The 12552-nt window shown below is 51.4% G+C and carries 15 protein-coding genes; 3 read left to right on the top strand and 12 right to left on the bottom strand.

Translation table 11 applies throughout. The features are described 5' to 3' along the window. Genes TSP01S_RS10280 through TSP01S_RS01555 form a run of 7 tightly spaced genes read right to left on the bottom strand, consistent with a single transcriptional unit; the run spans position 1 to position 5622 of the window. Positions 1-168, bottom strand: a complete 168-nt coding sequence (locus tag TSP01S_RS10280; protein ID WP_171816793.1) for a hypothetical protein — start codon at positions 166-168, stop codon at positions 1-3. Beyond that, on the bottom strand, positions 165-641 hold the full coding sequence (locus TSP01S_RS01580; protein ID WP_041075889.1) for a chemotaxis protein CheX: 477 nt from the start codon (positions 639-641) through the stop codon (positions 165-167). Before TSP01S_RS01580 ends, TSP01S_RS10280 begins: the two co-directional genes overlap by 4 nt. A 13-nt stretch (positions 642-654) precedes the next feature. Next, positions 655-3333, bottom strand: coding sequence for a DNA polymerase I (gene polA, locus TSP01S_RS01575; RefSeq protein WP_041075887.1), 2679 nt, complete (start codon positions 3331-3333; stop codon positions 655-657). Then, on the bottom strand, positions 3311-3673 hold the full coding sequence (locus TSP01S_RS01570; RefSeq protein WP_041075885.1) for a carboxymuconolactone decarboxylase family protein: 363 nt from the start codon (positions 3671-3673) through the stop codon (positions 3311-3313). Before TSP01S_RS01570 ends, polA begins: the two co-directional genes overlap by 23 nt. Then, positions 3674-4300 carry an MBL fold metallo-hydrolase gene (locus tag TSP01S_RS01565; protein WP_041075883.1) on the bottom strand — a complete coding sequence of 209 codons (627 nt, stop codon included), beginning with the start codon at positions 4298-4300 and terminating at the stop codon, positions 3674-3676. A 6-nt stretch (positions 4301-4306) separates the two neighbouring features. After that, on the bottom strand, positions 4307-5014 hold the full coding sequence (locus TSP01S_RS01560) for an undecaprenyl-diphosphate phosphatase (protein ID WP_052463447.1): 708 nt from the start codon (positions 5012-5014) through the stop codon (positions 4307-4309). Positions 5015-5019: 5 nt separating this feature from the next. Further along, positions 5020-5622 carry a CBS domain-containing protein gene (locus TSP01S_RS01555; RefSeq protein ID WP_041075879.1) on the bottom strand — a complete coding sequence of 201 codons (603 nt, stop codon included), beginning with the start codon at positions 5620-5622 and terminating at the stop codon, positions 5020-5022. A gap of 538 nt (positions 5623-6160) precedes the next feature. Here TSP01S_RS01555 and minD point away from each other — a divergent pair. The 3 genes from minD to TSP01S_RS01540 are packed head-to-tail and all read left to right on the top strand — an operon-like array spanning position 6161 to position 7666. Continuing rightward, complete coding sequence (minD, locus tag TSP01S_RS01550; RefSeq protein ID WP_041075877.1) at positions 6161-6976, top strand: septum site-determining protein MinD; 816 nt, start codon at positions 6161-6163, stop codon at positions 6974-6976. Positions 6977-6981: 5 nt separating this feature from the next. Then, positions 6982-7257: a hypothetical protein gene (locus TSP01S_RS01545; RefSeq protein WP_041078302.1), complete on the top strand. Its 276-nt coding sequence runs from the start codon at positions 6982-6984 to the stop codon at positions 7255-7257. A gap of 7 nt (positions 7258-7264) precedes the next feature. Then, entirely contained in the window at positions 7265-7666 is a 402-nt protein-coding gene (locus tag TSP01S_RS01540) for a secondary thiamine-phosphate synthase enzyme YjbQ (protein WP_041075876.1), read from the top strand. Here the strand turns inward: TSP01S_RS01540 and TSP01S_RS01535 are convergent. Genes TSP01S_RS01535 through TSP01S_RS01515 form a run of 5 tightly spaced genes read right to left on the bottom strand, consistent with a single transcriptional unit; the run spans position 7642 to position 12521 of the window. Then, positions 7642-8781 (bottom strand): type III PLP-dependent enzyme, encoded by a 1140-nt coding sequence (locus TSP01S_RS01535; protein ID WP_041075874.1) that lies wholly within the window; start codon positions 8779-8781, stop codon positions 7642-7644. The two genes, TSP01S_RS01540 and TSP01S_RS01535, sit on opposite strands and share 25 nt — an antisense overlap. Further along, positions 8778-9734, bottom strand: a complete 957-nt coding sequence (locus tag TSP01S_RS01530) for a GAF domain-containing protein (RefSeq protein WP_041075872.1) — start codon at positions 9732-9734, stop codon at positions 8778-8780. The genes TSP01S_RS01535 and TSP01S_RS01530 overlap by 4 nt, the downstream gene beginning before the upstream one ends. Then, the gene (locus TSP01S_RS01525) at positions 9731-10156 is read right to left on the bottom strand and encodes an RrF2 family transcriptional regulator (protein ID WP_052463446.1); all 426 of its coding nucleotides are present in this window, start codon (positions 10154-10156) and stop codon (positions 9731-9733) included. Before TSP01S_RS01525 ends, TSP01S_RS01530 begins: the two co-directional genes overlap by 4 nt. After that, positions 10153-11868: a peptidoglycan DD-metalloendopeptidase family protein gene (locus TSP01S_RS01520; RefSeq protein WP_041075870.1), complete on the bottom strand. Its 1716-nt coding sequence runs from the start codon at positions 11866-11868 to the stop codon at positions 10153-10155. The genes TSP01S_RS01525 and TSP01S_RS01520 overlap by 4 nt, the downstream gene beginning before the upstream one ends. Further along, positions 11865-12521, bottom strand: a complete 657-nt coding sequence (locus TSP01S_RS01515) for a DUF2225 domain-containing protein (protein WP_041075868.1) — start codon at positions 12519-12521, stop codon at positions 11865-11867. Before TSP01S_RS01515 ends, TSP01S_RS01520 begins: the two co-directional genes overlap by 4 nt. Positions 12522-12552 lie beyond the last annotated feature (31 nt).

The following is a 12552-nucleotide window of genomic DNA, read 5'->3' as shown; positions in this document are numbered from 1 at the left end:
TCATCCCCCCAGGAACTGAAACAGTATAGAGATGGCGAGCAAAACCAGACACAGGACTATCAGCCAGAGCGAGTTCTTCTTCAACTCAACCGACACCTTTCCAAAGGAACGTAGAGCGAATATGAGCAAAATCACCAAGATGCACGAAAGAACAATGATCAGCATCATTGCTGGTACTTGATGGAACCCTTCGTGGCGAGTATGATCTCCGCATCGTCGGTGTCAAAGATGCCCGCCGTGAGATTTATCGCGATCCCTTCCACGGCGAGTTTGAGATTCTTTCCGGTCACGACCGTCGGAGGGCTTATGATGATCCTGCAACCAACTTTTTCGAGGTTCATGGCGAGCGCACCGGCGATCATGTTTCCCAGTTCCCCGATCGCACTCATGGCCAGTTCGTCAAGGTTATCGTACTGCAGGTTCATCATCTTCGAAACGATCTTCAAAGCCGTGTCTGGACTGAAAGAGTATATCAGGTTGCCTTCCGTGCCACCACTGAAACCTATGACCGTCACCATGTCATACTTCGGTTTGATCTCCTTCAACACTCCAGGCTTTCCCACAGACGGTGTGATGTTCAACAGAGTCTTCAACGTACCAACAACCGCAGCTATCAACGCGTTCACGATGCGTGCGTCCATTCAAAATACCTCCTCATTCCCAGTGATCAGAGAGCTTCACATCGACTTTGAGCGGTACTGATAATTTTACCACTCCCTCCATGATCTCTTTTACCTTCTCTGCAACGAACTCCGCCTCTTCGCTCGGCACCTCGAAAACGAGTTCGTCGTGCACCTGCAATATCATCTTCGTCTTGAGATCGTTCCGTTTTATGAAATCGTGGACCGCGATCATCGCGAGCTTCATTATATCGGCCGCCGTACCCTGTATGGGCGTGTTCACGGCGATCCTTTCACCTTCCTGCCGGACCGAAGGATCGGAGGATCTGAGCTGGGGTACCTCGCGCTTCCTTCCGAAGAGCGTTCTGACGTGTCCCTGGGTCTTGGCGAAGGAGATCGTCTTCGTGAGGTATTCCCTGACTTGTGGGTACAGTTCGAAGTATTCCTTTATGAAAGCTTCGGCCTGCTTGTAGGAGAGCCCCGTGCGCTGTGAGAGACCGTAGGCGGTCACACCGTATATGATGGAGAAGTTCACCATTTTACCTATGGACCTTTCACGTGGACCGACGTCCTCTTCTTTGATCCCGAAGATGCGGGCAGCCGTGAACGTGTGAACGTCTTTGTCCTTGATGAACGCCTCGATGAGGTTCTCGTCGTTGCTCATGTGCGCGAGCACTCTGAGCTCGATCTGTGAATAATCGGCGCTCAGGATCTTCCATCCTTTCTCCTGTGGCACGATGGCTTTGCGTATTTCTTTGCCTTCTTCCTGTTTGCTCGGAAGATTCTGCAGGTTTGGATCGCTACTGCTCAGTCTTCCAGTTGCCGTACCGGTTTGGTGGAAACTGGTGTGGATCCTGCCTGTCTTCGGATGAACGAGTTTGGGAAGCACGTCCAGATAGGTGGATTTCAATTTTTGATATTTCCTGTAGGAGAGTATCAACGGCACGATGGGATGTTCATCGACGAGGTCTTCAAGAACGTCCGCCCTCGTGGAAAGCTCGCCACCGGGTGTTTTGCCCTTAGGTTTGATCTTGAGCTTTTCGAACAGCACGTACGCAGTCTGCTTTGGAGAGTTCAGATTGAACACTTCGCCAGCCAGTTCGAATATCTGTTTCGATATTTCGTCCATCTTGGCGCTGTATTTCATAGACAGATCTTTCAGATAAGAAACGTCCATGTACACTCCTGTGAGCTCCATCTCCGCGAGGATGGGGATCAGGGGCAGTTCGATCTTTTCAAAAACCTCCATCAAGCCCTGTTCGTGCAACCTCATGTTCAGAAGTTCGTACAGCCTGCGCGTCACATCCGCATCTTCTGCGGAATACCTCGTTGCATCCTTCACGTCGACATCCGCGAAAGTCACCGCACTGAACAGAGGAGAAGAACTCTTCACCAGTTCTTCGAAGCTCATCATCTTGTAGTTGAGAAATTTCAAAGCCAGTTCATCCAGTCCGAACCTCTTCTCGTCGGGATTGAGCAGGTACGCCGCGATCATCGTATCGAACGCCGGTACGTTCGGTCTGATGCCGTGCACCATGAAGACGGAGTAATCGTACTTCAAATTCTGCCCGACGATCCTGGTGGCTCTGTTCTCCAGAATGGGTTTGAGACCGTTCAAAACCTTTTCCAGGGAAAGGTTGGGTCCCCGCCTGTGTCCCACAGGGATGTAGTAACTGGTCTTGTCGGGCAGGGCGATCGATACACCCACCAGATGTGCGTCGAGTGGGACCAAAGAATCTGTTTCGGTATCTATCACGATGTACTGGCTGCTGTGCATGCGTTGCAGGAGCTGTTCGAACTCCTGTTCTGTCGTGACAGTTTTGTAGGGCGTTTGCTCCGGTTGCTGACTGTACAGACCGAGCTCTTTCATCAAGCTTGAAAACTCGAGCTCCTTCAGAAACTCAACGAGCACGTCCTGCTTGAACCCTCTGTATCTGAGTTCTTCCCAGTCCAGACCGAGTTCCAGATCTACCATGAGCGTGACGAGCTTCTTGCTCTTGAACGCATCGTCTCTGTACTGCAGGAGTAATTTTCCTATCTTGCTGTTCTTGTCGATCTTGTCGTATATCTCTTCCAGACTACCGTACTTGTTTATCAGCTCCACGGCTGTTTTTGCACCTATGCCGTACACTCCCGGAACGTTGTCGACGGCATCCCCCGCGAGTGCCAGCAGATCGACGATACGCCTCGGTGGCACCTGAAACTTTTCCACGACCTTTCGTTCGTCGTAGAGTTCGAGCTCCGAGATACCCTTGATCGGTCTGAAAACCTTTATCTTTTCACTCACTAACTGCAACACGTCTTTGTCTCCACTCACGATGTAGATCTCTTCGAAACGACTTTCTCCCTTCTTTGCGAGCGTTGCGATCACATCGTCCGCTTCACAGCCTTCGTATTCGAGCACCTTCACGCCGAGCGCTTCAACCCCGCGCTTTATGTAAGGCAACTGCTGCACCATCGCGTCAGGTGCGGATGGTCTCTGAGCTTTGTACTCCGCCAGCAACTCGTGACGGTAGGTCTTAGTCTTTTTGTCCATCGCGAAACCTGTATAGTCCCCTTCCCTGACGTGTTCCCTCAGGAACTTGATCATCATGCGCATCAAGCCGTAAGTGGCATTCGTCGGAACGCCACTGCTCGTACTCAGTGACTGATCGATCGCGTAGTAAGCCCTGAAGGCCAAACCGGTGCCATCAAAGAGAAACAGTCTTGCCATTCCTCTCGAGCTCCCTCAGCTCTTCCAGGATTTCGACCGCCTTCCTGAGGTGCGGAATCACGATCGAACCTCCGACGACCAGCGCCACGTTGAAGATCTCGAAGAATTCCTCATCGCTCGTTCCAAGCTGGAACAACCTTATCATGTGGTACGCGATGCAATCGTTGCACCTGAGCACCATCGAAGCCACGAGCCCGAGCATTTCCTTCGTCTTCGTATCCAGAGCGCCTTTTTCGTACACCTGCGAGTCGAGGTTCATGAACCGCTTCGTGTGGAGATTTCCCTTCTCCTGTATCAGTTTGTTCAACCTCGCCCTGTAATCGATGAACTCCTCTATCATTCACGCACCTCCAACCTTCATGGGAACATCGTGACTGAAAACGATCCAATCGCACTCCTTAGACATCTTCGTGATGAATTCTCCCGCTGCGTCCTTCTTGTAACCTTTCATGTATTCGAAGTACTCGATCCTGCTGTAACATATGTCCCCGGGCATCAGGATCTTTCCCATGTTCTCGGTCTCTATCAGCAAAGAGATGTGTTCTGAAGAATGGTACGGCGTGTGAAACACTCGCACACAATCGAAGAGCACGTCCCCATCCTTCAGTGTATGAACTTCCTTCCACCTTTCCAGAACCATGCTGTAGAAAGGCCCACTCATCGGTCCGAACGCCGCGTAGTTCTTGTCCTTGTATCTTTCGTGGACGTGGACCGTAGCGTTCGTGAAAAAGATCGAGCAGAAAATGTGGTCCATGTGCACGTGCGACACGACGAGGTCCGTCACGTCCTGTGGTTTGATGCCCCTTTCTTTCAACGCGCGTTCCAGAGCCTCCCAGCTGGGAAATCCCCCAGGTTCAACGAGCACGAGTCTCTTCCCATCGCTCAGCAACGCCACGGTACAGTACGGTGCCATCACGTAAGGTGGAAATCTGATGCTTCCACCAGGTACGAGAACCTCGAACTTCACCGAGGATCACCCCAGAAGAAAACTCAAAAATGCGATCGCCAGACAATAGTCGGCGAACAGTCGCAATTTTCGTATCGTGACTATCTTTTTCAACACAGCGAGCGCGATCAAACTGCTGACGAAAGAAACCACGAAAATCGGACTCATCACCACGTCCGCTTGCCTCAATTTCAGCAAACTCGCACCGAGGAGCACAGGTATCGCCATCAGGAACGTGTAGCTCACGGCTTCTTCCTTCCTGTAGCCGAGCAGTGTGACGGCGGATAAGACCATTCCGCTTCTCGAAACTCCCGGCAAAACGGCAACAGCTTGGAAGAGCCCTATCAGGAACGCGTGCTTGATGTTCATCGATTCCAAGCTTCTGTCTCCCTCTTTCAACGACGCCAGAAGCAAGAACATCGCGGTGATGGAGAAAAACAGCGGTAGAAACGTCGAATTTTCAAACACCCTCTCAACGTGTTCTTCGAAGAGAAAGCCCACAACTGCCGCCGGGACGGTGGAAACAGCGAGGTTCACAAGGATCCTCCATGTTTTTAAAACTCTCAAAATATCTCCGCGAACGAACAGGACCACCGCGAGCAAACTTCCTGCGTGCAGGAGCACAACTGTCCGCAGGTTCGCATCGACTTGGAAGAATCTTGAGAACAGAAGAACGTGGCCCGAGCTCGAAACGGGCAGAAATTCTGTCGCACCCTGCACCGCCGCCAGGAGCAATTCTTTCAGAAGCCTTCCTCCTTCACAACTTTCAGAAATTCGATTCCAAGTTCCTTGAGAAGTCTTTCTATCTGTTTAGGCTCCGAAGCATCCACCTTTATGGAAACGCTTCGAAAACCGTCACGTTTGACCGTGTTCACCGCGAGTACGTTGATGTTGTTCAGCGCGAACACGTCAAGGACCTTCTTCAATTCTCCAGGCTTATCCTGCAGCGTGAGCAGTATACGAACACCCGGTTCGTCCATTGCAGTTATGGCGACGAAAGCTTCGAGCACTTCGGTGAGCGTGATCACACCCTTCACCTTCATGTCCGAGTCGACGACCGCCAAACAGCGTTCCTGGGATTCTCTGAAAGTGAGCGCGGCTTCTTCTATGTAACTGTCTTCGTGGGTGAAGAAGTCGGGAAACACGACGTAATCTTCCACGGACGATCCAAGGTCAGCGTTCGCGATACTGTTTTTGTAAACGAAGCCGGTGAACCTTCCTTCTTCGTCGACGGTCACACAATAGTCGGTTTTGTATTTCCTCATCTGGTTGAGAGCTTCCTGCACCGTCGCCTTCACGCCGATGGAGGGAAAATCATCGTTCAACCAGTTCCTCACGAACATTCGATCGCCCCCAGATTTTGGAAAATCTTACCGCTTCTATCCTAAGAAGATTCTACCATCCTAATTCTAAGTTAGTAGTAGTAGTAAATAATAGGGGGTGGTAAATTCCGTAACGCAACTCGTTGCGTAAACGAAAATGCGCTACAGAAGAGAGAATTTGAAGCGTGACAGGGTGGTAAGTTGCGTGGTAAATTGCGTGGTAGATTTCTCGGAGAAAATGGTAAATTAGTACCGAGATAGGCTTCAGCTCAAGATTCTTTGCGTGGTAAATTCTTTGAATGCTTGGTAGAACTGAAGGATCGATTTCTGACTGTGTTTATCCACTTTTCAATGAAGTCGAGATATTCCTTTATCCATGACAGTTTGGAGAAATCTACCACCAGAAAAATGGCTTGTAGGGCCAAATTTCGACGAAATCTACCACCTTTACATATGTTGTGGTGCGTAATCTACCACACAACATGTAGTAGGTATCAACAGTTCGTCTGTCGTTGTGGTAAAATGTATGCGAAAAAGTTCCTCAGGGTGGTGAACGTTCGTGGCCAAAGTCATCGTCGTTACGTCTGGAAAAGGTGGAGTCGGCAAAACAACCGTGACTGCCAACCTCGGTTGCACTCTGGCAAAACTCGGTGAAAAGGTGTGCGTGATAGATGCGGACATCGGCCTGAAGAATCTGGATGTGGTGCTCGGACTGGAGAACAGGGTCGTTCACACCTTGCTCGACGTGGTCAACGGTAAGGTGAGTGCCCAGGAGGCTCTGGTGAAACACAAGCAGCAGCGCAACTTGTACCTCCTGGCGACGTCCCAGGTTGCAACCAAAGAGATGGTCTCACCAGAGGATATGAAGGCGGTCGTGAAGGCCCTCCACCCCCTGTTCGATTACATACTCATCGATTCTCCAGCGGGTATAGAGAGAGGTTTCAGGAACGCGGTCGCACCGGCCGAGATGGCTCTGATAGTCACCACCCCGGAACTTCCAGCGCTCTCGGATGCCGACAGGGTCGTTGGTCTGTTGGAGAACCTTGGATTCGATGAAAAAACGATGAAGGTCGTGTTGAACAGGTTCAAACCGAAGATGGTCAAGGCCGGTGAGATGCTCACCGAGCAGGACGTTGCCTCAACGCTCGCGCTCGAGATCATCGGGGTCATCCCTGACTGCGAGGACGTCATAATCGCCACGAACAAAGGGATTCCCGTTGTACTCAACGGAGATCTGAGCATAACGCGCGTCTTCGAGAACATCGCGAGACGCCTCAAAGGGGAAACCATACCGCTGGATCAGGATCTGATGCAGGTGCAGGAAAAAGGTTTGCTTGCCTTCTTCAGAAATCTCTTCGGCCGAAAGAGGAGCTGATGGTGATGTGGTTCTTCGGCCTCTTCAGCAGGAAGAAAAAGCGTGAGAAGAGCAGAGACACAGCTTACAAGAGACTCGAAGCGATTCTCGAAAGGAGAAGACCAGTTTCTGTGACCGAAATAGTTCCCAAGAGCGAGTTCGAAGAGAACTCTGAAAAGATAAAGGAAAAGATCGTCACCTGGGTGAGCGACACGTTCAAGGTTTCCCCTGAGAGGGTCAAGGTCGAGTTCGAGGAGCACAACGGTTATATAGTCATCATAACGAACGTCATGTTCGAGTGAAGCTGTCATGAAGGGCTTTTCTCTCAGAACGAAGCAGAGAGTCGAAATGGTTGATATCACGGACCAGGTCCAGCAGATCGTGGCGGAGTCAGGTGTGAAATCCGGTGTCTGTTTCGTTTTCGTACCACACACCACGGCGGGGATCACCATCAACGAGGGTGCCGACAGGTCCGTTCGGATGGACATCGTGGAGAGGCTGTCACACATCGTGCCCGCCAACGCGAACTACCATCATCTGGAAGGTAATTCCGACGCTCACATAAAGGCGAGCTTGATAGGTTCTTCTGTGACTGTCCCCATCGAGAACGCAAAGCTCGCCCTCGGTACCTGGCAACGCATATTCTTCTGTGAATTCGACGGTCCGAGGGCGAGAGAGGTGTTCGTTCAGATCGTTGAAGCTAAATCCTGAACGAAGTACACGCGCGGGCCAGGGATCCCGTTGAAGTTCGTGGCGTACTCAACCGTGTATGCCCCCGCGTTTATGAAGTACAGAATGTCATCGAGCGTAACGTTGTACGGGAGCATCGCATCGTCGTAGATCTTGTCGACGCTGTCGCACGTGGGACCTGCCAGAACGAAGGGCATCTTCTGTTCGTTCTCTTTTCCTTCAACGACGATCTCGTAGCGGAAGTTCTCGATGGTTTCCATCAGACCGTGGAAGACTCCGGCGTCTATGTAGACCCATTCTTCACTCCCGCGCCGACACCTAAGCAGGACCCTGGTGACCAGTATGGCCGAGTCGCCGACCATGGAACGACCGGGTTCGGCGAAGATCTGAAGATCGTTCACTCCGTACAGGAACTCGTTGACAGCCTGCATGACGGTACGACCGATATCATCGACGTCCGGGATCGGCTTGACATGTTTCACAGGCATGCCTCCACCGATGTCGAGCACGTGCAGGTTGATCCCGTACAGCTTTTCAGCCCAGTAGAAGACTCTTGCCACACTCTCGATGGCGTTCCACCAGCTTTTGGGATCGTAATTCTGCGACCCGACGTGGAAGCTCACACCCACAGGATGGAGTCTGAGCCTGGCAGCCTGTTCTATGAGCTGCACCGCGCTCAGCGGGTCGGTACCGAACTTCCTCGAGAGTGGCCAGTCGCTGTGCCTGTTCTCAACCGCAACCCTGATGACCACCTGAGAGCCCGGAGCGTTTTCGGCGATCTTTTCCAGCTCCATGGGTGAATCTGCGACGAACAGGTTCAATCCTATGTCGTACGCGTAAGCGATGTCCCTTTCCCTCTTTATGGGATTGGCGAAGATCATCCTGTCTGGCGTGATCTGAAGGCTCAGCAGTTTGTTGATCTCACCCACGGAGGCTACGTCGAAGTTGCTTCCAAGATCTCTGAGCCTTTCGATGATCCTCGGATGGCTGTTGGCTTTCACTGCGTAGAAAATTTTGCAGCCTGGAATGGCGTTTGCCAGCTTTCTGTAGTTGTCTTCAACGATGTCGAGGTCGATGAGCAGAAAGGGAGTTTCGAGCTTCTTCGCAGCCTTTCTGACAAGTTCGTTCACTGTCATCCTTTCACCATCACCCTCTGTGAGATCTTTTTACAGATATCTTCAAGAAAATCTTTATCGGTTTCATCGAAGCTGTTGAGTACGTGACTGTCGATGTCCAGCTCTCCGAAGACCTGTCCGTTCACGAGTATGGGTACCACGATCTCCGACTGGACCTTCGGGCTGCAGGAGAGATAGTTCGTCTCCTTGGACACATCTTCAACTATGAAGGTCGTCTTTCGCTGAGCGGCCTGTCCGCATATGCCCCTTCCGAAGGGAATCCTCACGTGCTCGGTCGGTTCACCAACGAACGGTCCCAGGACGAGCTCGTCGGGTTTCGACGTGTCGGTCAGATAGAATCCAACCCAGTTGTAGTGTGGAACGTTTTCATAAAGGATCCGGCAGACGCTTTCCATGACCTCTTCGATCCTTTCCTTCTTGAAGGCTTCTTCGATGTCGTTCGAAAGCTTCTGGAACAGTTCCTTTTTCGAGAGATAATCACCGTATCTTTCGTTCCTCTTGAAACTCAAAGCTGCCTGGTACGCCACGTACGGAAGCTCATTCAGCAGATTCTTGTTCCAGAGACTGAGAAGATCGATCATTATCACCCACTCGCGCTTACCTCTGACCGCGACCCAGTCCTTTACGCCGAGCAAGCCGGTGAGCACGATCGTGAACTCTTCGCGGTTGAGTTCGAAAAGCTCGTGCTTGGCCGTGATCAGTTTCGAACAGTGATACTTCTGTTCGTGAGAGATCGAGTGCCAGTGCTGCATCAATCTGTCGAGGTTGCGTCTCTCCATGTTCTTCAAGAGAGTGACTGTCCATTCTTGTGACAGGTTCAACGCCTTTTCGTACTCGTCTATCAGTGGCTCGTGTCTGGCTCTGAGGATCTTCCAGTAGTTCGGCCACTGGTTCTTGTCGTACTGGAGCATTTCGAAGAAGTCGTCCGCTACGTTTTGAACAACCTTTCTCACACCTTTTCCCTCCCACAGGTTCCAAGCAATTCTTGAAGCGTTACTCTCGTGAGAGTTTCCCTGATGCAATCCATCACCCTGTCCCACACCAGGGTTTTGATCGTGCAGATTTCCGTACCCGCGCGGTTGCACAGCTCCCGGCTGCATTTTGTGATCTTTTCCAGATCGTCAACCGCGGCCACGATGTCGTAGGCCGTGATCTGGGAGGGATCCTTCGCGAGCTCGTATCCTCCACTTCTACCTCTCTTGGCTTTCAGAATACCCGCCTTCCTCAACTGGAGCACGATCTTTTCTGCGAACTCCTTCGGCACCTTTGTACCCTTGCAAACGTTCGTGAGCGAGGTCAGTTTTTCACACCCTGCGATTGAGAGAATTATTCTGAACGCGTACTCACTCTTGATGGTGAATGCCAGAAGAATCACCTCGTGTTCGGCGCAACGAGGTACACGTCCACCTCGCTGCGCATGTTCTGTAGGGCCAGTTGCGGACTGTTGACGTAGATGTCGATGATGTTGTTCTTTATGAGCAGTCCAGTGTCCTCAACGACGAAAAGCCCAAAGTTCGGTTTATCGGCGAACTGTGGTATGTACACCACGCTTCCCAGGGGGATCACCGATGGATCCGCGGCGAGAGTTCTCCACTCCCTGGGGATCGTTCCGAGCGTCGTGACACGGAAGGTTGGATGTTCGGGTAGCTTTCCATCGTCCCATTCAGAATAGAAAGTGGCTTCGAATTTTCCCACATACTTCAGCAGGATGCGCAGAGGATCCCTCGGCTCTCCATCTATCCATATCTCGAAATGGAACAAACCGTCCACAGTTCCCAGAGTCTGCCCTCTGCTCACCCAGCTGTTGGCGGTGACGTTGATTGTCGAAAGGTTTCCATAAACCGCGAGTATTCCGTTCCCGTGATCGATGCGCACGTAATAACCACTTTCAGTTTGCATTATGCTCACGATCCTGCCAGGCAGGATTGAAAACACGCGAGAACCTCTTTCCAGGCTGATCGTTATGCCCGTTGTCACACCTGTGCCTGTGGGCCGTCCGAAGGTCGATACCACGTCCTCTAAACTGAGAGGTTTTTCCAGAGGATAGGCGAACAACCTGCTCCTGTCCTCTATGGGGATCTTTATTCTCTGGCCCACGAGGAGTTTGTTTGGGTCCTGGATGTTGTTGAGCTCCACGATGAGTCTGAGTTTGTCCTGACCAAGCCCGTAGGCTTTCATTATGCTCGAAAGTGTGTCGTTGGGTTTCACCACGTAAGTGATGTAATCCTGATCGAGTCTGAGAAACCTTTCTCTGTCGTACTCCCTCACCACACCGCGCAGCATCTCGAGCTCTAAGTTGAGTTGTTGAACGAGCGCCGTGGTGTTCGCGACGTACTGCTGCAGGTCTGCTGGACTGGTCAGGGCCTGTCTTGAAGAGATTTCTTCGAACTTTCTTTCCATCTCACGTCTCAAACCGACTTCGAGCTCCTGCATCTTCGACTTCACCTGGAAGATCTCTCTTTCCAAACCCGTCACATCGACGATGGTAGCCTGCGGGCTCATTGAAAGTGCATCGAACGCGTTTTCAAGTGCTCTCAGTCTCGAGGAGAGTTCGAGCAGTTCGCCTATCTGGTTCGATATCGACGTGACGCTGTTTTCGAGCTTGCTCAGTCTCTTTGCCGTTTCTTCCGCGTTCACCTGGGACAGCAGTTCCTCGGTGTTCCTGACAAAACGCTCGTAAGCGATCTGTTGTTGTTTCTGTGCCGTTTCCAGGTCAGAGATTTTGTATATCAACTGTCTTATGTCGGAAACGTTCAGGGCCACAGACAGTTGATTGAAACGCATCTCGAGCGAGTTGATGCGCGCCAGGATCTGGTTCACGTCTTCCTGAGAAACGGCTGGAATACTCCTCTGCTCGCTGATGAGTTTTTTCGCGGTCGAAAGCTCGTCGGAGATCTTCTTCACGTCGCTTTGAAGATTTTCAACGGCCTTCTGGTTCGTGTAAACGCTCCTTTCGAGTGCTGCGAGCCTGTACTCGAAGTCGTCGAGCTTTCTGTTGATCTGTTCGAGGATGTCTCTGTCGTACTGTGTGCAGGCAAAGAGCAGAATCACCAACAGAAATATCGCGGTAAGCCTGATAATTTTCATCCCGCAAATGAGACCTCCTGCCATTCCTGTCTGGCCTGTTTCAGATAGATCGAGTCGCTCTTGCCGAACCTTTTGAACAGTTCGGAGAACCAGCGCACCGCTTCCTTCTTTTCTCCCAGGCGCTTGCTAGTCTCACCGAGGTAGAAGAGCGCAGCGATCTGGCGTTCCTCCGTCAAATCTTCCTCACTGTAACTCTTCAAAAAGAGTTCTTTCGCATGTTCCAGTGCTTTTCTTTCCTCATCCGAAGCATCAGCGTCCCTGTACAGCCAGGCCAGTTTCAGAAAGCATTCGGCGGCGCGAAACAGCTTTCTCCTTGCCACGTACATACCCGCAGCGATGTTGTACTGCAGTGCCGCATCTCGAACGCTCTTATTCTCAGTCAGATCGATTTTGATCTGTTTCACACGTTCAGACACTTTCTCAACCGCTTCGACTTCAGAAGCTGTTAACTTCTCGAAATCGTCTTCGAACGATGTGTACAAACAGTTTGGACAGCTCACCAGCTGAAACATCAGCGCGTTGACACCTTCGTAGACGGGTTTCAAATCTGACTCACGACTCCTGATCCTGATCGCCTCGCTGAACAATCTTACGCTTTCAAATTCTCCTTTGCACACCGGACAGACGTAACGCTTACGCCAGAACGTCCGCAAAATCCATCCTCCACACGCCCGCAAGGATTAT

It is taken from the genome of Thermotoga caldifontis AZM44c09 (genome assembly GCF_000828655.1).
Taxonomy (GTDB): domain Bacteria; phylum Thermotogota; class Thermotogae; order Thermotogales; family DSM-5069; genus Pseudothermotoga_A; species Pseudothermotoga_A caldifontis.
The sequence above is the reverse complement of the archived record's forward strand: the minus strand, read 5'-3'. Positions and strand labels throughout refer to the sequence as shown.

What these genes read in the sequence shown, in the direction of transcription:
- TSP01S_RS01570 (WP_041075885.1), bottom strand. Translation starts at nt 3,673, where the DNA reads ATGATAGAGGAGTTCATCGATTACAGGGCGAGGTTGAACAAACTGATA.
- TSP01S_RS01520 (WP_041075870.1), bottom strand. Translation starts at nt 11,868, where the DNA reads ATGAAAATTATCAGGCTTACCGCGATATTTCTGTTGGTGATTCTGCTC.
- TSP01S_RS01545 (WP_041078302.1), top strand. Translation starts at nt 6,982, where the DNA reads ATGTGGTTCTTCGGCCTCTTCAGCAGGAAGAAAAAGCGTGAGAAGAGC.
- TSP01S_RS01540 (WP_041075876.1), top strand. Translation starts at nt 7,265, where the DNA reads ATGAAGGGCTTTTCTCTCAGAACGAAGCAGAGAGTCGAAATGGTTGAT.
- TSP01S_RS01555 (WP_041075879.1), bottom strand. Translation starts at nt 5,622, where the DNA reads ATGTTCGTGAGGAACTGGTTGAACGATGATTTTCCCTCCATCGGCGTG.
- TSP01S_RS10280 (WP_171816793.1), bottom strand. Translation starts at nt 168, where the DNA reads ATGATGCTGATCATTGTTCTTTCGTGCATCTTGGTGATTTTGCTCATA.
- TSP01S_RS01535 (WP_041075874.1), bottom strand. Translation starts at nt 8,781, where the DNA reads ATGACAGTGAACGAACTTGTCAGAAAGGCTGCGAAGAAGCTCGAAACT.
- polA (WP_041075887.1), bottom strand. Translation starts at nt 3,333, where the DNA reads ATGGCAAGACTGTTTCTCTTTGATGGCACCGGTTTGGCCTTCAGGGCT.
- TSP01S_RS01580 (WP_041075889.1), bottom strand. Translation starts at nt 641, where the DNA reads ATGGACGCACGCATCGTGAACGCGTTGATAGCTGCGGTTGTTGGTACG.